21 protein-coding genes and 1 other RNA gene are annotated in these 24,457 nt (G+C 61.1%); 10 read left to right on the top strand and 12 right to left on the bottom strand.

Going from position 1 to position 24,457, the window contains the following annotated elements; translation table 11 throughout:
* Nucleotides 1-84: 84 nt before the first annotated feature.
* The 3 genes from dnaJ to grpE form a co-directional block, all read right to left on the bottom strand.
* Nucleotides 85-1,212 (bottom strand): molecular chaperone DnaJ, encoded by a 1,128-nt coding sequence (gene dnaJ / locus BN1079_RS16715; RefSeq protein ID WP_037026409.1) that lies wholly within the window; start codon nt 1,210-1,212, stop codon nt 85-87.
* Between the two features lie 169 nt (nt 1,213-1,381).
* A complete protein-coding gene (gene dnaK / locus BN1079_RS16710; protein ID WP_037026405.1) occupies nt 1,382-3,295 on the bottom strand; it encodes a molecular chaperone DnaK in 1,914 nt (637 codons plus the stop codon).
* Between the two features lie 100 nt (nt 3,296-3,395).
* Nucleotides 3,396-3,965: a nucleotide exchange factor GrpE gene (gene grpE / locus BN1079_RS16705; protein ID WP_037026403.1), complete on the bottom strand. Its 570-nt coding sequence runs from the start codon at nt 3,963-3,965 to the stop codon at nt 3,396-3,398.
* Nucleotides 3,966-4,196: 231 nt separating this feature from the next.
* Between grpE and recN the strand changes: the two genes are divergently transcribed.
* The gene (gene recN / locus BN1079_RS16700) at nt 4,197-5,870 is read left to right on the top strand and encodes a DNA repair protein RecN (protein ID WP_037026400.1); all 1,674 of its coding nucleotides are present in this window, start codon (nt 4,197-4,199) and stop codon (nt 5,868-5,870) included.
* 56 nt (nt 5,871-5,926) lie between these two features.
* Here recN and fur read toward each other — a convergent pair whose 3' ends face one another.
* On the bottom strand, nt 5,927-6,334 hold the full coding sequence (gene fur, locus BN1079_RS16695) for a ferric iron uptake transcriptional regulator (protein WP_037026398.1): 408 nt from the start codon (nt 6,332-6,334) through the stop codon (nt 5,927-5,929).
* Nucleotides 6,335-6,427: 93 nt separating this feature from the next.
* Here fur and BN1079_RS16690 point away from each other — a divergent pair, with 93 nt between their 5' ends.
* On the top strand, nt 6,428-6,937 hold the full coding sequence (locus BN1079_RS16690) for an outer membrane protein assembly factor BamE (protein ID WP_037026396.1): 510 nt from the start codon (nt 6,428-6,430) through the stop codon (nt 6,935-6,937).
* Between the two features lie 137 nt (nt 6,938-7,074).
* Here the strand turns inward: BN1079_RS16690 and BN1079_RS16685 are convergent, their stop codons facing one another.
* Both BN1079_RS16685 and BN1079_RS16680 read right to left on the bottom strand, forming a co-directional pair.
* The gene (locus tag BN1079_RS16685; protein ID WP_037026394.1) at nt 7,075-7,395 is read right to left on the bottom strand and encodes an RnfH family protein; all 321 of its coding nucleotides are present in this window, start codon (nt 7,393-7,395) and stop codon (nt 7,075-7,077) included.
* Nucleotides 7,388-7,822: a type II toxin-antitoxin system RatA family toxin gene (locus BN1079_RS16680; protein ID WP_037026392.1), complete on the bottom strand. Its 435-nt coding sequence runs from the start codon at nt 7,820-7,822 to the stop codon at nt 7,388-7,390. Before BN1079_RS16680 ends, BN1079_RS16685 begins: the two co-directional genes overlap by 8 nt.
* Before the next feature lie 225 nt (nt 7,823-8,047).
* Between BN1079_RS16680 and smpB the strand changes: the two genes are divergently transcribed.
* Nucleotides 8,048-8,530, top strand: a complete 483-nt coding sequence (smpB, locus tag BN1079_RS16675; protein WP_037026390.1) for an SsrA-binding protein SmpB — start codon at nt 8,048-8,050, stop codon at nt 8,528-8,530.
* Nucleotides 8,531-8,581: 51 nt separating this feature from the next.
* Here the strand turns inward: smpB and BN1079_RS16670 are convergent, their stop codons facing one another.
* Nucleotides 8,582-9,355: a GntR family transcriptional regulator gene (locus BN1079_RS16670; RefSeq protein ID WP_037026389.1), complete on the bottom strand. Its 774-nt coding sequence runs from the start codon at nt 9,353-9,355 to the stop codon at nt 8,582-8,584.
* Between the two features lie 275 nt (nt 9,356-9,630).
* On the opposite strand from BN1079_RS16670, the gene BN1079_RS16665 reads away from it, so the two are divergent.
* From BN1079_RS16665 to ssrA, 7 genes are all read left to right on the top strand, one after another.
* On the top strand, nt 9,631-11,325 hold the full coding sequence (locus BN1079_RS16665) for an L-lactate permease (RefSeq protein WP_037026387.1): 1,695 nt from the start codon (nt 9,631-9,633) through the stop codon (nt 11,323-11,325).
* A gap of 100 nt (nt 11,326-11,425) precedes the next feature.
* A complete protein-coding gene (locus tag BN1079_RS16660) occupies nt 11,426-12,247 on the top strand; it encodes a (Fe-S)-binding protein (protein ID WP_037026385.1) in 822 nt (273 codons plus the stop codon).
* Nucleotides 12,244-13,686 carry a LutB/LldF family L-lactate oxidation iron-sulfur protein gene (locus BN1079_RS16655; RefSeq protein WP_037026382.1) on the top strand — a complete coding sequence of 481 codons (1,443 nt, stop codon included), beginning with the start codon at nt 12,244-12,246 and terminating at the stop codon, nt 13,684-13,686. Before BN1079_RS16660 ends, BN1079_RS16655 begins: the two co-directional genes overlap by 4 nt.
* A 112-nt stretch (nt 13,687-13,798) precedes the next feature.
* Nucleotides 13,799-14,470 carry a LutC/YkgG family protein gene (locus BN1079_RS16650; RefSeq protein WP_037026381.1) on the top strand — a complete coding sequence of 224 codons (672 nt, stop codon included), beginning with the start codon at nt 13,799-13,801 and terminating at the stop codon, nt 14,468-14,470.
* Complete coding sequence (locus BN1079_RS16645; protein WP_037026378.1) at nt 14,467-17,316, top strand: FAD-binding and (Fe-S)-binding domain-containing protein; 2,850 nt, start codon at nt 14,467-14,469, stop codon at nt 17,314-17,316. The genes BN1079_RS16650 and BN1079_RS16645 overlap by 4 nt, the downstream gene beginning before the upstream one ends.
* Nucleotides 17,317-17,478: 162 nt before the next feature.
* Nucleotides 17,479-17,787 (top strand): hypothetical protein, encoded by a 309-nt coding sequence (locus BN1079_RS16640; RefSeq protein WP_037026375.1) that lies wholly within the window; start codon nt 17,479-17,481, stop codon nt 17,785-17,787.
* A gap of 138 nt (nt 17,788-17,925) precedes the next feature.
* Nucleotides 17,926-18,304: a transfer-messenger RNA gene (gene ssrA, locus BN1079_RS17470) on the top strand.
* Between the two features lie 547 nt (nt 18,305-18,851).
* Here the strand turns inward: ssrA and BN1079_RS16635 are convergent.
* The 5 genes from BN1079_RS16635 to BN1079_RS16615 form a co-directional block, all read right to left on the bottom strand.
* Nucleotides 18,852-19,634 (bottom strand): enoyl-CoA hydratase/isomerase family protein, encoded by a 783-nt coding sequence (locus BN1079_RS16635; protein ID WP_037026372.1) that lies wholly within the window; start codon nt 19,632-19,634, stop codon nt 18,852-18,854.
* Between the two features lie 80 nt (nt 19,635-19,714).
* Nucleotides 19,715-20,761, bottom strand: coding sequence for a 3-ketosteroid-9-alpha-monooxygenase, oxygenase component (locus BN1079_RS16630; RefSeq protein ID WP_037027037.1), 1,047 nt, complete (start codon nt 20,759-20,761; stop codon nt 19,715-19,717).
* Nucleotides 20,762-20,873: 112 nt separating this feature from the next.
* Nucleotides 20,874-21,455, bottom strand: a complete 582-nt coding sequence (locus BN1079_RS16625) for an EthD domain-containing protein (protein ID WP_037026371.1) — start codon at nt 21,453-21,455, stop codon at nt 20,874-20,876.
* Nucleotides 21,456-21,541: 86 nt separating this feature from the next.
* Nucleotides 21,542-22,927 (bottom strand): DUF1329 domain-containing protein, encoded by a 1,386-nt coding sequence (locus BN1079_RS16620; protein WP_037026369.1) that lies wholly within the window; start codon nt 22,925-22,927, stop codon nt 21,542-21,544.
* A 204-nt stretch (nt 22,928-23,131) separates the two neighbouring features.
* The gene (locus tag BN1079_RS16615) at nt 23,132-24,370 is read right to left on the bottom strand and encodes a helix-turn-helix transcriptional regulator (protein WP_037026364.1); all 1,239 of its coding nucleotides are present in this window, start codon (nt 24,368-24,370) and stop codon (nt 23,132-23,134) included.
* Nucleotides 24,371-24,457: the final 87 nt, after the last annotated feature.

Genomic DNA, 24,457 nt, shown 5'->3' with positions numbered 1-24,457 from the left:
ACTCAGAGCTCCAAGCTGGAAGCTGAAAGCTGGAAACTGGCCCGACGCACTTCAGACTTCAGGCTTGCGGCTCCCAGCTCCCGCTCAAACATCACCAAAAAAGCGCTTTACGCCTTCGAACCAACCGCTGGCCTTGGGAGAGTGGGAGGTATCGCCCTGAAGCGTGCCACGGAACTCCTCGAGCATTTCACGCTGGCGCTTGCTCAGATTGACCGGCGTCTCTACCGCCACCCGGCACAGCAAATCGCCAGGCGCGCCACCACGCACCGGCGCCACACCCTTGCCACGCAGGCGGAACTGCTTACCGGTCTGGGTACCCTCGGGGATCTTCAGCTTGACCCGACCGTCCAGGGTCGGCACTTCCAGCTCGCCACCCAGTGCCGCATCGGCAAAGCTGATCGGCACTTCGCAATAGAGGTGCTTGCCGTCACGCTGGAAAATCGCGTGCTCACGCACATTGACCACAACGTAGAGGTCGCCGGACGGGCCGCCCTGGGTACCCGCTTCGCCCTCTCCGCTCAGGCGGATGCGGTCGCCGGTATCGACCCCTGCCGGCACCTTGACCGAGAGGGTCTTCTGCTCCTCGACCCGGCCCTGCCCATGGCAACTGCCGCAAGGATCGGAAATCATCTTGCCGCTGCCATGGCAGCGCGGGCAGGTCTGCTGAACGGAGAAAAAGCCCTGCTGCATGCGCACCTGGCCGATACCGCCACAGGTGGTACAGGTGACCGGGCTGGTGCCCTTCTTGGCGCCCGAGCCATCGCAGGTCTTGCATTCGGCTAGGGTCGGCACGCGGATGGTCACGGTGGTGCCACGAACCGCCTCTTCCAGGTCCAGCTCCAGGGTGTAGCGCAGGTCGCTGCCGCGCTGTGCGCCACCGCGAGAACTGCCGCGAGCACCGGTGAAGAAGTCGCTGAACACATCACCGAAGATATCGGAGAAGTTGGCACCGCCATAGGCCGCACCCGCACCTGCACCCATCTGCGGATCGACACCAGCATGACCATACTGGTCATAGGCCTGGCGCTTGCTCGCGTCGGACAGCACTTCGTAGGCCTCATTGGCCTCCTTGAAGGCTTCCTCAGCCGCCTTGTCACCCGGATTGCGGTCGGGATGGTGCTTCATCGCGAGGCGGCGGTAAGCCTTTTTCAGCTCCGCTTCGCTGGCGCCACGCTCGACGCCCAGCACTTCGTAATAATCACGTTTGGCCATAAATTTCCTGAACCTTCAAATTCGTACCCTCCAGACACGCCGACGCGGGAGCAAGCCCCCGCGCAGCGGTCACGCCTGTCGCGAACGTGCCGCGTCAGGCCGGTGAGAACACAGCCTGCGCTGATGGCGGCAGGCTGCACTCCCCTCCATGTGGGTCACAAGCGGCGGATTACTTGTTGTCCTTGACCTCTTCGAACTCCGCATCAACCACATCGTCGCCCGGCTGTGCGCCGTCATCGGCCGGCTGACCTTCGCCACCCTGCGGCTGCTCGGCATACATCTTCTGCGCCAACGGAGTGGAAGCCTGGGACACGGCGGCAATCTTGGCTTCGATCTCGGCCTTGTCGTCGCCCTTGATAGCCACTTCCAGCTCACCAATGGCCTTCTCGATGTTGGCCTTGTCTTCCTCGGTAGCCTTGTCGCCCGCCTCGACCAGCATCTTGCGGGTGGCATGGACCAGTTGATCGCCCTGGTTGCGCGCACCAGCCAGCTCTTCGAACTTGCGGTCTTCCTCGGCATTGGCCTCGGCGTCGCGAACCATCTGCTCGATCTCTTCCTCGGACAAACCGGAGTTGGCCTTGATCACGATGGACTGATGCTTGCCAGTGGCCTTGTCCTTGGCAGACACGTGCAGGATGCCGTTGGCGTCGATATCGAAGGTGACCTCGATCTGCGGCATGCCACGCGGCGCCGGCGGAATCTCGGCCAGGTCGAAGCGACCCAGCGACTTGTTCTGCGAGGCCTGCTTACGCTCACCCTGCAGCACGTGAATGGTCACGGCGCTCTGGTTGTCGTCGGCAGTGGAGAACACCTGCGACTTCTTGGTCGGGATGGTGGTGTTCTTCTCGATCAGCGGCGTCATCACGCCACCCATGGTTTCGATACCCAGGGTCAGCGGAGAAACGTCGAGCAGCAGTACGTCCTTGACGTCACCGGCCAGTACCGCGCCCTGAATGGCGGCACCCATGGCTACGGCTTCGTCCGGGTTGACGTCCTTGCGCGCTTCCTTACCGAAGAACTCGGCGACCTTCTGCTGCACCAGCGGCATGCGGGTCTGACCGCCAACCAGGATCACGTCGTCGATCTTGCCCACTTCGACACCGGCGTCCTTCAGAGCGATGCGGCACGGCTCGAGGGTGCGCTGCACCAGGTCTTCCACCAGGGCTTCCAGCTTGGCGCGGGAAATCTTCACGTTCAGGTGCTTCGGACCGGTGGCGTCGGCAGTGATATACGGCAGGTTGACGTCGGTCTGCTGGCTGGAGGAGAGCTCGATCTTGGCCTTCTCGGCCGCTTCCTTCAGGCGCTGCATGGCCAGCGGGTCGCCTTTGAGGTTCATGCCGCTTTCTTTCTTGAACTCGTCGACCAGGTAGTCGATCAGGCGGATGTCGAAGTCCTCACCACCGAGGAAGGTGTCGCCGTTGGTAGCCAACACTTCGAACTGGTGCTCGCCGTCGACTTCGGCAATCTCGATCACCGATACGTCGAAGGTACCGCCACCCAGGTCATAGACGATGACGGTGTGGTCGCCCTTGGCCTTGTCCATGCCGTAGGCCAGCGCAGCCGCAGTCGGCTCGTTGATGATGCGCTTGACGTCCAGGCCGGCGATGCGACCGGCATCCTTGGTGGCCTGACGCTGACTGTCGTTGAAGTAGGCCGGCACGGTGATAACCGCTTCGGTCACCGGCTCGCCGAGGTAGTCTTCGGCGGTCTTCTTCATCTTCTTCAGGATTTCTGCAGAAATCTGCGGTGGTGCCATCTTCTGGCCGTTGACTTCCACCCAGGCATCGCCGTTGTCGGCCTTGACGATCTTGTAGGGGACCAGCTGGATGTCTTTCTGCACCACATCCTCTTCAAAGCGGCGACCGATGAGGCGCTTCACCGCGTACAGAGTGTTGTGCGGGTTGGTCACTGCCTGACGCTTGGCCGACTGACCGACCAGAATCTCGCCATCGTTGGCGTACGCGATGATGGACGGCGTGGTACGGCCGCCCTCGGCATTCTCGATGACCTTGGACTTGCCGTTTTCCAGAATGGAAACGCAAGAGTTGGTAGTACCCAGGTCAATACCGATGATTTTGCCCATTTGTCTGTCTCCGAAAATCTTGGATTAAATCCGCGCCTGTTTACCGGCTGCGGGTAACACAAAAACGCTTGGCTACCAGATGGGGGTCAGCCGTAAGAATTCAAGCCTTCTCATCGATTGAAGGCGGAGTTTGCGCAGGCGCCTTGCTGACCACCACCATCGCTGGGCGCAGCAAACGACCGTTAAGCAGATAACCTTTCTGGAACACCTTGAGCACACTGCCTGGCTCAGCATGGGTGCTTTCTTCCATCGCCATGGCCTGATGATGCTCGGGATTAAAGGGCTCACCCTGCGGATCCAGCTGCGCCAGCTGGTGGCGCGCCATGGTGTCGAGCAGCAGTTTGAGCGTCAGCTCCAGCCCCTCCCGCACGGCCTTGACCGCACCGTCATCCGGGCTCGACAGCTCAAGACCACGCTCCAGGCTGTCGGCCACGGGCAAGAGATCGCCAGCGAACTTTTCCAGGGCGAACTTGTGTGCTTTCTCGACATCCTGCTCAGCCCGGCGACGGATGTTCTGCAGCTCTGCCGCAGTGCGCAGAGCCTGGTCTTGGGCAGCCGCCAACTGCTCTTCCAGAGACGCTACTCGCGTAGCCAGATCTTCGGGCGCTTCAGCTTGAAGCTCTTCGTTCTCTTCAGGGTTCTGGTTGTCCAGGTTCTGCTCGTCAGCCATGCAATCCTCCTCATAAAGACTTCAGCGGACTGTCGAGCCCGCGCTTGTGCCGCTATATGGGGGCAGCAGATTCAGGTTCAAGAGGGAATGTGGCAAGCGCACAAATAAATGGGCCGAACAGCCCGCTCATCCAATGATGGGAAACGAGTCGATTTCCATGCATTCCACTGCTTGTAGCGGGCACAAATAGTACTGTATAAATAGCCAGCCTCAGCTTATCGGAGCTTTGACATGCTGGTTCATCTGTCTGTTCACAACTTTGCCATCGTCGAACACCTCGATCTCGAACTGCAGCGCGGCATGAGCGTGATCAGCGGTGAAACCGGGGCGGGCAAGTCGATCATGCTCGGCGCCCTCGGCCTCGCCCTGGGCGACCGCGCCGACAGCAGCGCAGTCCGCATCGGCGCCGACAAGGCCGACATCCTCGCCAGCTTCGATCTGGACGACATTCCCGATGCCCGCGCCTGGCTCGCGGAACGCGATCTGGACAGCGACGGCCCGTGCATCCTGCGCCGCGTTATCACCGCCGAGGGTCGCTCGCGGGGCTATATCAACGGCACTCCATGCCCGCAGAGCGACCTCAAGGCGCTGGGCGAGCTGCTGATCGACATCCACAGCCAACACGAACATCAATCCCTGCTCAAAACCGACACCCATCGACGACTGCTCGATGAGTACAGCGGCAGTCAGGAACTCGCCCGCCAGGTACAGCTGGCTGCCCAGCGCTGGCGCCAGACCCGCCAGACCCTCGAACGCCTGAGCAACAGCAGCGATGAACAGCGTGCGCGCCATCAACTGCTCAGCTACCAGTTGGAAGAACTGGAGAATCTTGCCCTCGGTGAGAACGAGCAGGAACAGCTGGAGGATGAACACCGCAACCTGGCCAATGCAGAACAACTGCTCAGCGCCTGCCGCCAGGTCATGGACATGTGCAGCGAAAGCGATGCCGGCAATGTGCTCTCTGCCCTGACCGGGAGCCTGCAACGACTCTCAGCGTTCCAGAATCAACCCGGCGCACTGGCCGAGGCGGCGGGCCTGCTGGCCAGCGCCCGGATCCAGGTCGAGGAAGCCATGGGCGAGCTAAACCGCTTCGTCGACCACTTCGATGCCGACCCCGAACGCCAGCAAATGCTCGAAGAACGACTGGATGCCATCTACACCCTGGCGCGCAAACATCGCGTACAGCCCACCGAGCTGCCAGCGCTGCAGCAGCGTCTGCTCGACGAGCTGGAAAGCCTGAATGCCGACGATGAAGCCCTGGAGCGCCTGAGCGAAGAACTGGCTGCCTATGGCCGCCACTATGAAGAAAAGGCCTCGGAGCTGAGCAGAATCCGCCAGGAGGCCGCCACTGCCCTGGCAGCCTCCGTCGAGAGCGAAATCCAGCGTCTGGGCATGCCAGGTGGCAAATTCAGCGTTCAGCTCAAGCCCGCCGCAGAAGGCGACTACATGCCCTTCGGCCTGGAGCAGGTGGAGTTTCTCGTCAGCGCCAACCCCGGCCAGCCACTGCGCCCCTTGGCCAAGGTCGCATCCGGCGGCGAGCTGTCGCGCATCAGCCTCGCGATTCAGGTGATCACAGCACAAACCTCACGCGTACCTACCCTGGTATTCGATGAAGTCGACGTGGGAATCGGCGGCCCAACGGCCGAGGTGGTTGGGCAGCTGCTGCGCCGCATCGGTGAGCAGGGGCAGGTTCTGACCGTCACCCACCTTCCGCAGGTGGCCGCGCAGGGACACAACCATCTATTCGTGCACAAGGCTCGCGGAAAAGATGAAACCCATACGGCAGTTGCAACGCTGCAGAAGGACGAGCGCATCGAAGAGATCGCACGGATGCTCGGCGGCGTCGACCTGACAGAACAAGCACTGGCGCACGCTCGCCAAATGATCGAGTCCGCCCAGGCCTGAGGAACGCGGCAACAAAAAGGCGACCCTTGGGTCGCCTTTTTGCTATCAGCTCGAAATCATTCCGACTTCTTGCGTACGTAGAGCACCAGATTGTGGTCCACCAGCTCGTAGCCGTGGCGCGTCACAATCTCTTTCTGCAACTTCTCGATCTCGTCATCGAAGAACTCGATAACATCTCCCGTCTCCACACAAACCATGTGGTCATGATGGCCGCCATCGGCCAGCTCGAATACCGCATGACCTCCATCGAAGTTGTGGCGAACCACCAGGCCTGCGGATTCGAATTGGGTGAGCACCCGATAGACGGTGGCTAGCCCCACATCCTCACCGGCCTCCATCAATGCCTTGTAGACATCCTCGGCACTCATGTGACGCTGCTCCGTGGTATCCAGCATCTGCAGGATCTTGACCCGCGGCAGGGTTACCTTGAGACCAGCTTTACGTAGTTCGTGATTTTCTACCATGGTTGGCTTTCTCGCTGCTGCTGTTTCGCAGCCTCCTTCAATACAGGTATGATCCGGGCTTTGCCCAGCCAAGATAGTGGAAGTCATCTACCGATGCAAAACACCAAGCTCATGCTGTCTGGCCTCACGCTCGTGGGCCTGTTCGCACTCGCCGGTTGTTCGTTCCCGGGGGTTTACAAGGTGGACATTCAACAGGGCAATGTCGTTACACAGGACATGATAGACCAGTTGCGCCCCGGAATGACCCGGTCCCAAGTGCGGTTTATCATGGGTAACCCGTTGATAACTGATACTTTTCATGCCAATCGATGGGATTATCTGTACAGCATCCAGCCGGGCGGTAGCCAACGCCAACAAGAGCGCGTGAGCCTGGTTTTCAACGCCAACGACCAGCTGGCTGGGCTCGCCGGCGACTTCAAACCTGGCGTCAGCCGTGACGAAGCGATACTTGGCACCGGCCAACCCACAGGCGAGATCCCACAGCGCACCGAAGCCCAGGACGAGGCCATCGAGCCCGGTTCCCTGCTTGAGCAGATCCAGCGAGAGGTTGATGCTGCCGAGCCGGTACCCGTACCAACCCCGACACCTATCGAAACAAACTAATTGCGCAAGGCCAGCTCAGCTGGCCGCAGGTCTTGGAAAAACGAACAGATTCGACGTAACGAACCTGTTCGCAAAATCGCCTTGTCAGACATGACAAGCACGGGCGGGCCAACCAAACATGGAGCCTCAACGGGCTCTCAACCCTCTCCCGCCTCGGCCCTGTTTTTCGCTGCCTTGGCGGCGCGCTGCTTGCGCACCTCCTTAGGATCGGCAATCAACGGGCGGTAGATCTCAACCCGTTCTCCCTCCTCCAGCACGCGCTCATCCGGCTTGGGCACCGCTTTGCCGAAGATGCCCAGTGGCGCAGTTGCCAGATTCAACCCTGGAAAGTAGCCGTCCATTCCGGAAAGCAGCGCCGCCTGGCGCACGCTGGTGCCGGCCGGTACGGTCAGGCGCAACAGCTTCTGCTTATCCGCCAGCGCGTAGACCACCTCGATCGCAATGATGGTCTTATCCATAGAGCTGCTTCGCGCGATCGCAAAAGGCATCGACCAGGGTATTGGCTGCCTGGTTGAACAGCGGCCCGAGAGTTGCCTTGACCAGCGGCCCGGCATAATCGAAGGTCAGATCCAGGCTAATCTTGCAGGCCTTCTCGCCCAGCGCTTTGAACTCCCAGATGCCGTGCAGATGGCTGAAGGGGCCTTCCTCCAGCTTCATCTCGATACGCTTGCCTGGCTGCAACTCATTGCGGGTCAGAAAACGCTGGCTGAGTCCCGCCTTGGCAACGGTCATGCTGGCCTTCATCTCGGTTTCGCTGGTGGACAGCACTTCGGTAGCCGAGCACCAGGGCAGGAACTGGGGGTAGCTGGCCACGTCGTTGACCATGTCAAACAGCGCGTGCGCCGGATACGGCAGCAAAGCCGAACGTTGAATATGTGTCGTCATGCAGACCTTCTACTTCGTCAGTCGACAGCCTAAATCGCCACCCTCAAACGCCTAACGTCAAGTGCGGGAATCGGCCCCGTACGGTTTCCGGCACACGCCACAGCCGGCACGCGCGAAAGAAAGATGGCGCATTGTCGGGGATAAGACCGCCCGGCCTCAAGTTTCATGCCGTCGCAGCTTGCAGGTTCTCGCCAGCCGCAAGCGGACTCCTTATAATGCGCGGTTATGGCCAAACAGAAGAAACAGTCCCCCGGGACCATTGCGCTAAACAAAAAAGCGCTACACGACTACTTCATCGAACAGAAATTCGAGGCCGGCCTCGTTCTGGCCGGCTGGGAAGTCAAAAGCCTGCGTGCCGGCAAGGCTCAGCTGGTGGATAGCTACGTGCTGCTCAAGGACGGCGAAGCCTGGCTGATGGGCTGCCATATCACCCCGCTGACCACCGCCAGCACCCACGTCATCGCCGATCCGACGCGCACCCGCAAGCTGCTGCTGAACAAGCGCGAGCTGGGCAAGCTGTTCGGTGCGGTACAACAGAAGGGCTATGCCTGCGTCGCCCTTTCGCTGTACTGGAAAAAGCACATGATCAAGTGCGAGATTGCGCTGGGTAAGGGCAAGAAGGAATACGACAAGCGCCACACCGAGAAAGAGCGCGACTCGGCACGCGAAATTCAGCGCGTCATGCGCTCCAAGGGTAAGGACGAGTAAACCGCAGGCTGCCGCTTTGCCTTGAGCTCAAGCAGCAGCCTCCTGCACACCCTATCCCTTGCCACCCTCTCGCCGATGCGCCCGGGCCAGGCGCTGCGCCTCCTGTTGACCCTCGGCGAGCACTTCCTGCACGTAATTGATATGGCGATGGATCACGTCACGGGCGTCTGACGCTCTACGCTCGATGATTGCGTCGTAAAGCTCCTGGTGCTGCTTCATCAGCATCACGCGCGTCTCGTTTCGTAACGCATACATGCCGCCAATGTTGGTCACCACGTTGCGCTTGAGCATGTCGAACAGACCACGGATCGTGTGCAGCAGGACGGCGTTGTGACTGGCTTCGGCAATAGCCAGATGGAAGCGCGCATCAGCGGCCCCCTCTTCTGCGCGACTTACATTGCCTTCACGCGAATAGCACTCCTGCAGCGCGGCAAAAGCCTCGCCGAGACGCCGCTGGTCGACTTCCGTGGCCCTTAACGCCGCGTAGTAGGCGCAACTGCCTTCCAGTGTGTGACGAAACTCCAAGAGGTCACGCTGGGCGTCGGTGTTGTTTTCCAGCAGGTGCAACAAAGGGTCACTAAAGGTCGAACCCAGGGATTCGACCACAAAATTCCCGCCGCCATGGCGGCTGACCAGCAAACCCTTTGCTGCCAGCTTCTGAATGGCTTCGCGCAGGGACGGGCGCGACACTCCAAATTGCTCGGCCAGAACCCGCTCAGCCGGCAGGCGCTCCCCAGGCTTGAGCGTCCCCTCAAGAATCATGGTTTCCAACTGCTCCACGATCTTGTCGGCCAGCCTCCGCTGGCGAACCATTCCGACTTCCATGACACCTCTCGACTGGTTAGACCACTAACAGGCTCAGCGTAACCACGCCACACCCACCCGGCAAGGCACAGCTTTGCGACGAAAGTATATACCCATCTAATTGACGTATCCGCAGGACAACTCTTACGCTGGCCAGACTCTGTTGACAATTGGTAAGACCAAATTACAAACAGGGTTTATCACGTAAGAGGTCTTCTCATGCGGTCTCCAGAAAACTGCTTGCAAATGGTCCATTCGGGCCCCCACCCGCACCTCACCACTACGGGAGCCTGAACATGTCCACCGGACTACTTGCCCTATTCGCTTTTACCCCCATCCTGCTTGCAGCCGTTCTGCTGCTCGGCCTGCGCTGGTCCGCCGGCCGCTCCATGCCACTGGTCTTCCTGTTTACCGCCGCCATCGGCCTGTTCGTCTGGGACATGAGCGTAACCCGGATTATCGCCTCGACCTTGCAAGGACTGGTAATCACCCTTGGTCTGCTTTGGATCATCTTCGGCGCGATCCTGCTGCTGAATACCCTCAAGCACTCCGGTGGTATCACGGCAATTCGCGCCGGTTTCACCACCATCAGCCCTGACCGCCGCATCCAGGCCATCATCATTGCCTGGCTGTTCGGCTGCTTTATCGAAGGCGCGTCCGGTTTCGGTACCCCTGCCGCCATCGCCGCACCTCTCCTGGTTGCGGTCGGCTTCCCAGCCATGGCCGCCGTGCTAATGGGCATGCTGGTGCAGAGCACGCCTGTGTCCTTCGGCGCGGTTGGCACGCCCATCGTCGTCGGCGTCAACAGCGGCCTGGATACCGCAACCATCGGTGCGCAGCTGGCCGCTCAAGGCTCCAGCTGGGAGCTGTTCCTGCAGCAGATCACCAGCAGCGTGGCGATTACCCACGCCATCGTCGGCACAGTAATGCCGCTGATCATGGTGCTGATGCTGACGCGCTTTTTCGGCAAGGAGAAAAGCTGGAAAGCCGGCTTCGAAGTCCTGCCTTTCGCACTCTTCGCCGGCCTGGCCTTCACCCTGCCCTATGCCGCTACCGGCATCCTTCTCGGCCCGGAGTTTCCATCCCTGCTGGGTGGCCTGCTCGGTCTGGCCATCGTTACCACTGCAGCTCGCTACAACTTCCTGACGCCGAAGAAAACCTGGGATTTCGCTGATTCCAAAGAGTGGCCTGCCGAGTGGATCGGCACCATTGAGATGAAGCTTGACGAGCTTGCTGCACGCCCGATGAGCGCTTTCCGCGCCTGGCTGCCTTATGTACTGGTGGGCGCGATCCTGGTGATTAGCCGGGTATTCCCCGAGGTTAGCGCTGCTTTGAAGTCGGTATCCATCAGCTTCAGCAACATTCTTGGCGAGAGCGGTATTGGCGCCAGTATCGAACCGCTGTTCCTGCCCGGCGGCATCCTTGTCGCGGTTGTGCTGATCACCTTCTTCCTGCATGGCATGCGCGCTTCAGAGCTGAAAGTCGCAGTGAAAGAGTCCAGCGGAGTTCTGCTCAGTGCCGGTTTCGTCCTGCTGTTCACCGTGCCCATGGTGCGCATCCTGATCAACTCCGGCGTCAACGGCGCGGACCTGGCCAGCATGCCGATCATCATGGCGCGTTACGTTGCCGACAGCGTGGGTGGCGTTTATCCGCTGCTGGCTCCTATGGTGGGTGCGCTAGGCGCCTTCCTCGCTGGGTCCAACACGGTCAGCAACATGATGTTCAGCCAGTTCCAGTTCGGCGTTGCGCAGTCGCTCGGGATTTCCGGTGCGATGGTGGTTGCCACACAAGCAGTTGGCGCCGCAGCGGGCAATATGGTCGCGATCCACAACGTAGTGGCCGCCTCCGCTACCGTGGGTCTGCTGGGCCGAGAGGGCTCGACGCTGCGCAAGACCGTGTGGCCTACTCTTTATTACGTACTCTTCACCGGGGTGATCGGCTTGATCGCCATCTACCTGATGGGTATCAGCGACCCTCTAGTCGGACAATAAGAACCATAACTAGAAACGAGCCTCGCCCCTTTAATGGGGCGGGCCGCATTCCACACACCGTATCCTTGCGGATAACCGGGCCCACCCGGAGACCAAACTGATGAGCGAACTCTTCTACAACGCCGCCCCCAACGCCACTCGCGTTGCGCCGCCGCTGCCGAAACCCCGCCAGTACCCCGCCAAGCCGAGCCAGGTCTACCTGTTCGGCACCTGCGTGGTGGACCTGTTCTATCCCGAGGCCGGCCTGGATGCCATCCAGCTGCTGGAGCGCGAAGGCCTCACCGTGCATTTCCCGCAAGGGCAGACCTGTTGCGGCCAGCCGGCCTATACCACCGGTTATACCGATGAGGCCCGCAAGGTGGCTCGCGCTCAGCTGGCACTGTTCGCCAACGACTGGCCGGTGGTAGTTCCCTCCGGCTCCTGCGCCGGGATGCTGCGCCATCACTACCTTGACCTGTTCAAGGACGAGCCGGAAACCCTGAAGCAGGCCCAGGCACTGGCCGAGCGCACTTTCGAGCTGGCCGAGTTTCTGCTGTTCGTCTGCAAGGCCGAATTCAAGGACGCCGGCACGCCGACCAAGGTTGCCCTGCACACCTCCTGCTCGGCCCGCCGCGAAATGAACACCCACCTGCACGTGCGCGAACTGCTGGCGCAGCTGGACAAGGTCGAGCGTGTCGAGCATGACCACGAGAGCGAATGCTGCGGCTTCGGCGGCACCTTCTCGGTGCGCATGCCGGACATCTCCGGCGCCATGGTGCTGGACAAGACCCGCGCGCTGAAGGAATCCGGCGCGCACCAGGTGGTCAGCGCCGACTGTGGCTGCCTGATGAACATCAACGGTTCGCTGGAGAAGCAGCGCGAGTCCCTGCGCGGCCAGCACCTGGCTACCTTCCTCTGGCAACGCACCGGAGGTGCCCGATGAACGCCGAACAACGCATTCCCGCCATCGAGCTGGACTTCAAGGGCCGCGCCCACAATGCCCTGGGCGACGAGCAGCTGCGGCGCAATTTCCGCACCGCGATGGACTCGCTGATGACCAAGCGTGCGGCCTCCTTCAGCGATGCCGACGAACGTGAGCGCCTGCGTGAAATGGGCAACCACATCCGCGCCCGCGCTCTGTCCAAGCTGCCAGAGCTGCTGGAGCGCCTGGAAGCCAACCTGACCCGCAACGGCGTGCAGGTGCACTGGGCCGAGACGGTGGAAGAAGCCAACCAGATCGTGCTGAAGATCGCCCAGGCGCGTCAGGCCAAGCAGGTGATCAAGGGCAAGTCCATGGTCAGCGAGGAAATGGAGATGAACCATTTCCTCGAAGGCCACGGCATCGAAAGCCTGGAGTCGGACATGGGCGAATACATCGTCCAGCTCGATAACGAAAAGCCGTCGCACATCATCATGCCGGCGATCCACAAGAACGCCGGCCAGGTCGCCTCTCTGTTCACCGACAAGCTCGGCGTGGAATACACCAAGGACGTCGACCAGCTGATCCAGATCGGCCGTCGTACGCTGCGGCAGAAGTTCTTCGAGGCCGACATCGGCGTCTCGGGCGTGAACTTCGCGGTAGCCGAGACCGGCACCCTGCTGCTGGTGGAGAACGAGGGCAATGGCCGCATGTCCACCACAGTGCCGCCGGTACACATCGCCGTCACCGGTATCGAGAAGGTGGTGGAGAACCTGCGTGACGTGGTGCCGCTGCTCTCGCTGCTGACCCGCTCGGCGCTGGGTCAGCCGATCACCACCTACGTCAACATGATCTCCGGCCCACGCAAGGAACATGAGCTGGACGGCCCGCAGGAAGTGCACCTGATCCTGCTGGACAACGGCCGCAGCCAGGCCTTTGCCGACAGCGAGCTGCGCCAGACCCTCAACTGCATCCGCTGCGGCGCCTGCATGAACCACTGCCCGGTGTACACCCGCGTCGGCGGCCACACCTATGGCGAGGTCTATCCCGGCCCCATCGGCAAGATCATCACCCCGCACATGGTGGGCCTGCACAAGGTACCGGACCACCCCAGCGCCTCGTCGCTGTGCGGCGCCTGCGGCGAAGTCTGCCCGGTGAAGATCCCGATCCCGTCGCTACTGCGCCGCCTGCGTGAAGAGAACGTCAAGGCACCGGATGACCCGCATAAGGTCATGCGCGGCCAGGGCAGCAAGTACTCGAAAAAGGAACGGATGATCTGGAACGGCTGGCGATTGCTCAACACCAGCCCGGCGCTGTACCGGGTCTTCAGCTTCTTCGCCACCCGTCTGCGCGCCCTGACGCCATCCAACGTCGGCCCCTGGACGCAGAACCACAGCGCACCGAAGCCAGCTGCCCGCTCGCTGCATGAATTGGCGAAACAACATCTGGAGGGCAAGCGATGAACGCCATCCTACACCGCCTCCGTAGGAGCGAGCTTGCTCGCGAAGCGGCGACGCCCCTGTTCGCGAGCAAGCTCGCTCCTACTCAAAGCACCGTTGTTTCCGGGAGGCTTGCATGAGCGCCAAAGCTAATATCCTCGCCAAGCTGAAGAAAAGCCTGGAAGGCACCGCCCCCGTGGTCGATGACTACGACGAGTCGCTGGTCACCCAGTCCTGGAGCTATCCGCCCGAGCAGCGTATCGCCCGCCTGCGCCAGTTGATGGAAGCGGTGCACACCGAGATCCACCTGACCAGCGACGCGGCCTGGCCGGAATTGCTGCAGCAGCTGCTGCACGACCGCCAGTTGCCGAGCCTGCTGATCGCACCAACTACGCCCTACGGCCAGCGTTTCGCCGAGTACTGTGCCGGTCGCGACGATGCGCCCACGCTCAAGGCCTACGACCGCCCGGTGGAGGAATGGAAGGACGAGCTGTTCAACGACACCCCGGCTAGCCTCACCGGCACCCTGGGTGCCATAGCGTCTACCGGCAGCCTGATCATGTGGCCGACTCGCGAAGAACCGCGCCTGATGAGCCTGGTGCCGCCGGTGCACTTCGCCATCCTCAAGGCCAGTGAAATTCACAACAATTTCTACGAGATTCAGCAGAAGTTTCAATGGGCCGCCGGCATGCCGACCAACGCTCTGCTGGTGTCCGGGCCATCGAAGACCGCCGACATCGAACAGGTGCTGGCCTATGGCGCCCACGGCCCCAAGGATCTGGTCTTGCTGATCCTGGAGGACGCATGAACGCGGCAGCACCGGTCCAGCGCAACGCGCTGCCCGCTGCATTCCTCGCCGGCGTCGAGCAACTGATCCCAGCCGAGCGACTGTTCGACGACCCGCTCTCGACACTGGCCTTCGGCACCGATGCGAGCTTCTACCGGCTGATTCCCAAGCTGGTGGTTCGCGTCGAGTCCGAAACCGAGGTGATCCGGCTGCTCAAGCTGGCCCACGCCGAAAAAGTCCCAGTGACCTTCCGCGCCGCCGGCACCAGTCTCTCCGGCCAGGCGATTTCCGACTCGGTACTGATCGTGCTGGGGGACAACTGGAACGGCCGCGAGATTCGCAACGGTGGCGAACAGATCCGCCTGCAGCCGGGTGTGATCGGCGCCAACGCCAACGCCGTGCTGGCACCGCTGGGCCGCAAGATCGGCCCGGACCCGGCCTCGATCAACGCGGCAAAGATCGGCGGCATCGTCGCCAACAACTCCAGCGGCATGTGCTGCGGCACCGCGCAGAACAGCTACAAGACGCTCGCCGGCCTGCGCCTGGTGCTGGCCGACGGCACCCTGATCGACAGTGAAGACCCGGCCAGCGTCGCTGCCTTCCGCCAAAGCCATGGCGCCCTGCTCGACCAGCTGGCGCAACTGGGCAGAGAAACCCGCGCTAACACCGAGCTGGCCGCGAAGATCCGCCACAAGTACCGGCTGAAGAACACTACCGGCTTCTCGCTCAACGCACTGGTCGACTACGACGAGCCGCTGGATATCCTCAACCACCTGATGGTCGGCTCCGAGGGAACCCTCGGCTTTATCAGCGCGGTGACCTACGACACCGTGCCCGACCACGCGCACAAGGCCAGCGCACTGATCGTCTTCCCCGACGTGGAAAGCTGCTGCCTCGCGGTGCCGGTGCTCAAGCAGCAACCGGTCTCGGCGGTGGAGCTGCTGGACCGCCGCAGCCTGCGCTCGGTGGAGAACATGAAAGGCATGCCGGAGTGGGTCAAGGCGCTTTCGCCCACCGCCTGCGCGCTGCTGATCGAATCCCGCGCAGCGACCCAGTCGCTGCTGCACGAGCAGATCAACCTGATCATGGCCTCCATCGCCCACTTCCCGGTAGAGAAGCAGGTCGATTTCAGCGAAGACCCGGTGGTCTACAACCAGCTCTGGCGCATCCGCAAGGACACCTTCCCAGCCGTCGGCGCCGTGCGCCAGACCGGCACCACAGTGATCATCGAGGACGTCACCTTCCCGGTCGAGCGCCTGGCCGAAGGCGTCAACCGTCTGCTCGAACTGCTGGACAAGCATCACTACGACGAGGCGATCCTCTTCGGCCACGCGCTGGAGGGCAACCTGCACTTCGTCTTCACCCAGGGCTTCGATGATCCGGTGCAGGTCGCCCGCTACGAAGCCTTCATGCAGGACGTGGCGCAGCTGGTCGCCGTCGAGTTCGGCGGCGCGCTCAAGGCCGAGCACGGCACCGGGCGCAACATGGCCCCCTTCGTCGAGCTGGAATGGGGCGAACAGGCCTACCAGCTGATGTGGAAGATCAAGCGGCTGCTCGACCCGACCGGCATCCTCAACCCGGATGTGGTGCTGTCGGAAGACCCGCAGATCCACCTGAAGAACCTCAAGCCGATGCCCGCCGCCGACGAGATCGTCGACAAGTGCATCGAGTGCGGCTTCTGCGAACCGGTCTGCCCGTCCAACGGGCTAACCCTGACGCCACGCCAGCGCATCGTCATCTGGCGTGATATCCAGGCGCGCAAGCGTGCCGGCGTCGACACTAGCGAACTCGAACGCCTCTATCACTACCATGGCGTCGAGACCTGCGCCGCCACCGGCCTTTGCGCCCAGCGCTGCCCGGTGGGCATCAATACCGGCGACCTGGTGCGCAAGCTGCGCGGCAAGGAAGCCGACAAGACCGGCGCCGCCAACTGGCTGGCCGATCACTTCAGCACCGCCGTACAGGGCACGCGTTTCATGCTGCATGCCGCCAACGGCGCGCACCTGATTCTGGGCACGAAGAACCTCGGCAAGGCCTCTGCGGCGTTCACCAAGCTCAGCAAGGGCCGCGTGCCGCAATGGACGCCGGCCATGCCGCAGCCCCTGCAGCGCTTGAATCTGCCCAAGCCGGCCGCTGGGGACGAACGCCCGCGGGTGGTCTATCTCGCCGCCTGCGTGTCCCGCGCCATGGGCCCCGCAGCCCGCGACCAGGAGCAGGAACCACTGCTGGATGTGACGCGCAAGCTGCTGGAGAAAGCCGGCTATCAGGTGGTCTTTCCGGACGACCTGAACAACCTCTGCTGCGGTCAGCCCTTCGCCTCCAAAGGCTATGCCGAACAGGCCGAGCGCAAGCGCCAGGAAACCCTCGACGCCCTGCTCAGGGCCAGTCGCGGCGGGCTCGACCCGATCTACTGCGACACCAGCCCCTGCACGCTACGCCTGGTGCAGGACCTGGCCGACGACCGTCTGCAGGTCTACGACCCGGTGAAATTCATCCGCACCCACCTGCTGGACAAACTGGATTTCGTCCCGCAGGAAACACCCATCGCCGTGCATGTCACCTGCAGCACCCAGCACTTGGGCGAAGCGCAGGCACTGATCGACATCGCCCGCCGCTGCGCGAAGGAAGTAGTGATCCCGGAAGGCATTCACTGCTGTGGTTTTGCCGGGGACAAGGGCTTCAGCACGCCGGAGCTCAACGCCCACGCGCTGCGCAGCCTGAAGGACGCGGTACAGGTCTGCAGCGAAGGCATCTCCACCAGCCGCACCTGCGAGATCGGCCTGTCGCGCCACGGCGAGATCGACTACCACGGGCTGGTCTATCTCGTGGACCGCGCCAGCCGGACGAAATCGCCCATCCCCGCCTGAAATCCAGATGGACATGGACGTCCATCACAAAAATGAAACGCTTGAGCGAAGCCGCAGTCGGAAATTCAGAGCCCGGCAGTCCGAGGGCTCCAATTTCGCCTCGGCGCTGCCGCAAAACTGTTACAGGCAGACCCGCCGGGAAAACAACCCTGGAGGACGCTCATGAAACGATTTGCCCTATACGCCGCAGCTGCAATTCTGGCCAGCCCGGCCGCCTTCGCCGCTGACAAGGATCTCTGCGAAATCAACATGCAGGAGATCGACGACAACATGGCCACCACCATGGCCACCCTCGGCGAACCTGCCAAGAGCCAGGTCGAGGAACATCTCGAACAGGCCCGTCAGGCACAACAGTCCGGCGACACCGAAGCCTGCATCGCCCACTCGACCAAGGCACTGCAGGAACTCAAAGGCCCGGGCAGCTCCGGCAGCGGCGGCACCAGCGGAAGTGGATCGGGCTCAGGCAACTGATCCATCCGACACGGGCAGGCCAACCTGCCCGTTTTCACGTCCGCCCTTGAAACCCGACGCAATGCCCCTATCTATGGATTCGACGCAGCCTCAGCTTTGGCGTAGACTGCGCAAACCTGAAGCAGCAACTCGCTTCACGGGGCCGATTAGGATTCGACGCCGGTAACGAAACTTTAGGTGCATGCCGAGTTGGTAACAGAACTCGTAAATCCACTGTTGCAAACCTATAGTTGCCAACGACGACAACTACGAAGGGTACGCGCTAGCCGCCTAACCTTCATCTGGTCGCTTCGGCGCCAGCGGTCATGAGGGGATGCCTGTAAACCCAAAATGACTGTCAGACAGAACAGGATCGCCGCCAAGTTCGCTGTAGACGTAACGGCTAAAACTCATACAGCTCGCTCCAAGCACCCTGCCAATCGGGCGGCGCGGAGTTAACTCAGTAGATCTGGCTAAGCATGTAGTACCGACAGCGGAGAACTGGCGGACGGGGGTTCAAATCCCCCCGGCTCCACCAAATACACATCTAAGGGCGTCCACGGACGTCCTTTTTTGTGCCTGAAATCCAGTAAATACGGGCTTTCAGCATCGTTAAGGTCCGATAGCGTCCATGGGTGCCTCAAACTGCGCCACATCAGCTATGCCCTCCTCTATAGAAATACTCCCAATGATCAAATTGCTGATCCGTTTGAACAGTCTTTCTTCATGATGGTGCACTTCCCCTACCTGCAGCCCTTTGCCGATCGAGATTGTCACCCATCCGGAGCTTGATCCACTGACCTTCATTCAACGCGCTGTAACAGAGCATGTTTCAGGCGGCGAGCAGCCAGACGTACAGGCGCTAGTCGTTGAAGAACTCCGACGACTCCACGAAGGTGTGCTGGCGCGTTACGGACTACGGCCATCCGAGTTCAACCTCTGGAAATCGCACCAAGGAAACTGATTTCTCGGGTGAGGAGACAGGCCATAGACTCACAGAAGCAAAAGTATTGCTGGGTTGACCCAAAAAATGATGGGACTGCAGACCTTCTCAATAGCGAAGATACGAGTGTCGTCCTGCCTTCTCAAATCTGCTCGCGCCGTGACTTTCTTGCTTCGAAGAAACGGTCTATTGCTACAGGAAAGCTGGGCCGTGCGACACATTGCAAAAACGCGTCACGCTCTTCCTCTAACTGACTATCAAGCGATCTATCTAGAGAGGTTCGAAGAAGATACTTTAGGTGCTTGAGGGCAAACGGGTCGCGTGTCAGCAAACGCTCGACCATGCGATTCGTAACTTGTGCAAGCTGCGATGCCGGTACGACGCGATTAAGCAAACCGAGCTTGAGCGCCTCATGCGGATCGAGCGGCTCACCCAGCATTGCGATCTCAATGGACTTGCGAAGCCCGACCAGGCGCGGAAGCGCCCAGGAAGCGCCGCCATCGCAAGATGTCGCGATATCGCTGTAAGCGAAACTGAATCTCGTGTCCTCGGAAGCAATGACAATATCGGCAATCATCATCAGGCTGAGGCCGGCGCCGGCCACCGCGCCGTGTACCTGTGCTACAACCGGGACTTGCATGGAATCAAGCAAGCTGATGCTTGCTTGGAGAGGCGCAAGAATGCGCTTGGCCGCTTCCACACTGTCCTTCCTCAAATCTTGCAGATCGCCTCCGGCCATGAAGGCCCGCCCTTCGCCGCTGAGGAGCAATACACGCACATCGGAATCGCTTGCGACGTCTTGGCAGGCCGCCAGCAAGGCCTCGGCCATTTCAGTATTCAGCGCGTTGAGTACTTCAGGGCGGGCGAGGCGGATGTGGGCCAGTTGCCCTTCACGCTCAAGCACGACCGACGAATTCTGTACCATCTTAGCATCGCACCATTGAGGCCCTCACGGGCCTCGTTCTGGACCATAGAAAGCGCCCGCCGACTCAGCGAGCAGTCGGATCATTCAGACCGCAGATCAACCGTGACGATTTCACGGCGCTCGGCCATGCTCGCGGGTACCAGGTCTTCGTCGGTATAGAACTGCTGATACCACTCGCGAAGCTGATAGACCGGGCCGTCATTCTCCGCAAGCACCGGCTTATCGATACGGGTTTTCGTTTTCCAGATCACCACGTCCTGGTAGAAGGAGTTGCGATTGCCCACCACGTACTGCTTCGCGATTTCGCGCGTCTGCTCCTCGGTCATGCCCTGCACGCGCTTGACCATGCAGCCGAAGCGCAGCACGAAGCTGTTGGGCGAGATTGGAACATGGCTGTTCAGCAGGATGGCATTAACCTCTACCCCGCCAAAGTTGGAGCTCAGGCGGGTAAAGTGCGTCGCCGGGCCATAGTAGGCCGAATCGGCCGCGAGACTACCGCCGAGGTGCTCTGAATCACCGCGGAAAAACTGATGACCGATGTGGCCTTCAAAGACGTTGGAGAAGTAGGTGGTCGGCGTGCCGTGTACCGGCCCGAAATGCTGCGCGTCGGCTAGGTTGTCCACTAGCTCGCGAGGGTGGGTCTCGATCAGCATGGTATCGATGTTCCACTCATGGATCCACTCGTCGCTGTCCATCTCCGGCAGATGCGGAATAACCACTTCTTCGCGCGGCGGCCGGCCTTCCGGGTTGTTCCAGACGAATAGCAACCCGTTCTCGACACAGGTCAGCCAGCTGCGTGTTTTTGCTTTCGGTGGAATCCGCTTGCAATAGGGAATGTCGACGCACTTGCCGCTGGCATCGTACTTCCAGTGGTGAAACGGACAGACGATGCGATCACCTTCCACGGTACCTTGGGAAAGGTCTGCGCCCATGTGCGGGCAATAGGCGTCAAGGACATGGATATCACCCTTGGTATCGGCAAACGCCACCAGGCGGCTGCCGAACGCTTCCACGGTATGCGGCTTGCCGTCACGGTACTCTTCGACTGCCCCCAGGCAGTGCCATCCGCGGGCATAGCGATGGGGTTGAAGCCTGTCTTCAACACTGATTTCTGCGAGTTTGGTCATCATTATTGTCCTCTAAGGAAACCCAGTGGCTGCCGGTTGCTGCTGCGCCATCTTCAGCCAATGGGAAATCGCTCTTCATCCTCCGCATGGACTAGATAAAACGTCTCATGCCTCAGCCGTGCTGGGAGGCGCAGCTGTCCACCCTGACACGCACTGCACCCAGTGCGGCGAACTTCGCCGGCAGCGGACCTGTGGAGACCGCCTCCAGGCTAAGCAGCGCAGCGTAGGGAAAGTCGTCGCACCAGAAGGGTTGCAGCGCCTCCAGACAGGCGCCGTCCCTGATCGCAACCGGCAGTCCCTGGAAAGCCTTCTGCAGCGACTCGGACTCGGCATCGCCGTGGGGTATCAGCCAGAACTCGCGGCGAGCCAGGGACCGCGACGGCGCCGGCTCGCCGCAAAGCAGCGTGGCTTGCGCGGTACGGGTGCTGTCACGCTCGATGAAGTTGCCTTCGTCCTCAGCCAGCGCTGGGCCCGCAGTTGTCCCCATGGCCGCCTCGATATCGAACCCATCGGGGTAAGCGAACTCGCAGAGGCAGTCGACGGCCAGCTCAACATCGGGAACAGGATAATTGCGACGATACAGTTGCGGCGGGAAGAAACTCAGCGCAAGCGGTACGTGCTGGTTTTCGTAGTAGTTGCGGAAGGCTTCGGCGGAGAAGTCCCTCCGCCGTTTGATTAGGCTCAGGTATTTCAAGGTACCTCCGGTGCGACGCACGGCAGGTTGCAGTGACGCCGTGGCGCCAAGCGCCACGGCGTACAACTCAGTTGCCAGTGCAGCCGTTACTGGCCGGCACGGCGCGCGGCCTCAGGCCCGAAGTCGCCGGGAGTGATGCCGCCACGGTTCAGGTAGTAGCCACGGCGCTGCTCGTTGATGAGGTTGAAGGCCAAGTAGGTGCCGGCGTTCAGGTCGTGATAGAGGCCAACGCCCGCCTGCCAGCCTTGCAGCTCCGGCAGATGGATGGTGTTGAGCATGGAGGTGCGCCACAGCTCGCCACGGTTGTCGTAGTTGTCGCCCATCACCGGCATCCAGCTGTCTTCATCGATGTACAGGTCACGCTTGGCGTACAGGTGCCGGAAGCCGTCCTTCAGGGTGGCACGGATCACCCAGACACGACGCAGCTCGTAGCGCATCACGTCGGGATTGATGTGATGAGGCGTGAGCATGTCGGCGTACTTGTGCTCCTTGGCGTGAATCTTGTAGTTGTTGGCCGGGATATACAGCTCTTGCTTGCCGATGATCTCCCAGTTGTAACGCTGGCCCGAGCCGTTGAAGATCCGCACCTCATCCACGGTGATGGAGCCGCCGGTGCCGGGGAACGACATGTCGTAACCGTAGCCAGGCGACTGGCGCACGCGACGAGTACCCGGATCGTAGCGCCAGCTCTGGGACGGGTTGGCGACGTAGTCCCAGGTATGGATACCGTTGTTCACCTCACCCTTGTCACGCTGCGGCAGCAGGGTCAGGTTGCTGTAGTAGGCAGAGGCGGCAAGATCCTTGGTATAGATCACCTTGCCCGGCTCGTTGCCCGGCGCCGAGTTGCGCGAGTGAACCCGGCCCCAGTTGATCTTGCCATCCTTGAGCACATAGGCGTTGTCGGAGATGTAATCTTCGGTCCAGGCATAGCGACCACCCATAGTCGCGTTCATGCGGATTTCTTCGGCCGATTGAGGAATCGGGAACATCACCCCGCCGGCACGCCCCTCGATACCTTCGCCGTTGTTCACCAACTTGGCGATGCGGGCGTTCTCCAGCGTCGCATCGCAGACGCCCTGGCTGTAGGTGAAGTCGCGATGCGACGGATACACAGGCATGCGGAAGGTAGCCGGATACTGCCGGAAGAGCGCCTTCTGCCCTGCCGACAACTTATCGGCGTGGCTATCCATGTTGTCCGCGGTGATCACGAAAAGTGGCTGTTCGTTGGCGTATGGATCCTGGGGATGGGTACTGGCGCTTGGATCGATGCCGTCCGGAGCAGCAGACCATTTGCCACTGAACTCCGGAATTGTGCCGTCGGCATTGCCGGCCTTGATCGCGCCGAAACAGGTCAGCTCGGTGCTAAGACGGGCGATTTGATCCTCCGGTAATTGTGCAAATGCCACACCGAAGGTGGTCGGCAAAGCAAATACGCTAGCAAGGCCTAGGCCCAAGAGCTTTTTACGTCGCATATTGTTCTCCTTATTGGTTCGACGGCAGTGCGCGGCACGGCTCGAATGACAGGAGGACCGGGAAGCTTCAGCCTCTGGCTCAGAACAAATGAGGCGGCGTGGCCCCGATCAGCCCCTGTACTGCACCTAGGCAGTGCGTCGAGTATCAACAGGGGCGTCGGAGCGCAGCATCGTCCGCTCGGACTACGGGAGACGAAGTGCAGGTCAGGCAGAACGCCTGACCGAAGGGGCGAGTTGCGGGCGCGGCACCGGGCTTTCGTACACCTTGGGAGAACTGCCCAGTGCCATGACACTGTTCAGCATGATCCGGACCAGCTCCGTCTGGCGCCGCACACCGGTCTTGGAAAAGATCGATCGCAGGTGCGCGCGCGCCGTGTTGCGCCGGATATTCAGCTCTTCAGCCGCCTCCTCCAGCGACAGACCATTGGCCAGTTCCAGCGCCAGGGCGGTCTCGGCCGGGGTCAGATTGAACAACTGCTTGGTCACCATGGTGTTGGCCAGGGACTTTCCAGCCGCATCGCGGATGTACACCACCGCAGCGGGCCGAACCTTGCTGTCGGCCAGGTCCTGGGACGGTACGCTCTCGACCACCACGCCGAAGCTCACCTGCCCGGAAGGACGCGCAATCGACAAGGCAGCCGTAGCGTTTTCAGCCTCCGCGCCCTGGCCTGCAAAGGCTGCACGCAGCACCCTTTGCAATTCTCGATTGTCGCTCGGATAGGTCGCCTCCAGACGCCCACCGACCAGCTTGAGTCCGTCATTGCTTTCCAGAATCTCGCTTGCCACCGGGTTGTATTCCAGTACCTTGCCGCTTTCGTCGAGCACCATGGTGGCCACGGAAAGGCGGCTGATGGCCTGAGAGTACAGCGTTCCCATCGAGGCCTTGCGATCGAGTTGCGAATGGATATGCATCGCTCTTCGCAGATGAGGAACCAGCAGCTCGCACAGAAGACGATCCGTCTCACTGAAGGCCGGCGCGGACTTAGGCCGATTGATGCGAAAGCGCAGCGTACCGCCCTCAGGCGTAGCGATGTTGACGCCCAGCATGTAGAAGGAGTTATAGGGGTGGCAATACATAAGATAGTAAGTCGAGCTCGACCACTCTGCCAGGCTCATCAAGTCTTCAATCGTGAACACCACATCCGGCTTGATGGCGTTGAACGGCGCGCCCTCGTTCTCGTAGGTCAGGTAGATGACCGCACCACTGGGGTCATCCACACCGCCCACTTCGCCCGAAACGATCATCGGCGCCATCGCCGTGTCCTCCGAGACGCGCAGAATCAGCGTGACGTAGTTGGCCTGGAACAGGTTGCGCATAAGCTTCATCGCACGCCCAAGGCTCAGGGAATCGAGTGCAGCGTCGTACATGCTGCTGATGATTTCGTCGTACTGTTCCACCCCGATACCCGCCTGGACCAGCAACTGTCTCTGCTGTGCATTCATGCTCGTTCACCTCGCAATGGGTAGCCTGTGGCTCCCTTGTTGTTATTTTAATGGCGGCTCCCGACAAGCCATGGTGCTGTCGGAAGT

It is taken from the genome of Pseudomonas saudiphocaensis, from assembly GCF_000756775.1.
Lineage (GTDB): Bacteria > Pseudomonadota > Gammaproteobacteria > Pseudomonadales > Pseudomonadaceae > Stutzerimonas > Stutzerimonas saudiphocaensis.
The sequence above is the reverse complement of the archived record's forward strand: the minus strand, read 5'-3'. Positions and strand labels throughout refer to the sequence as shown.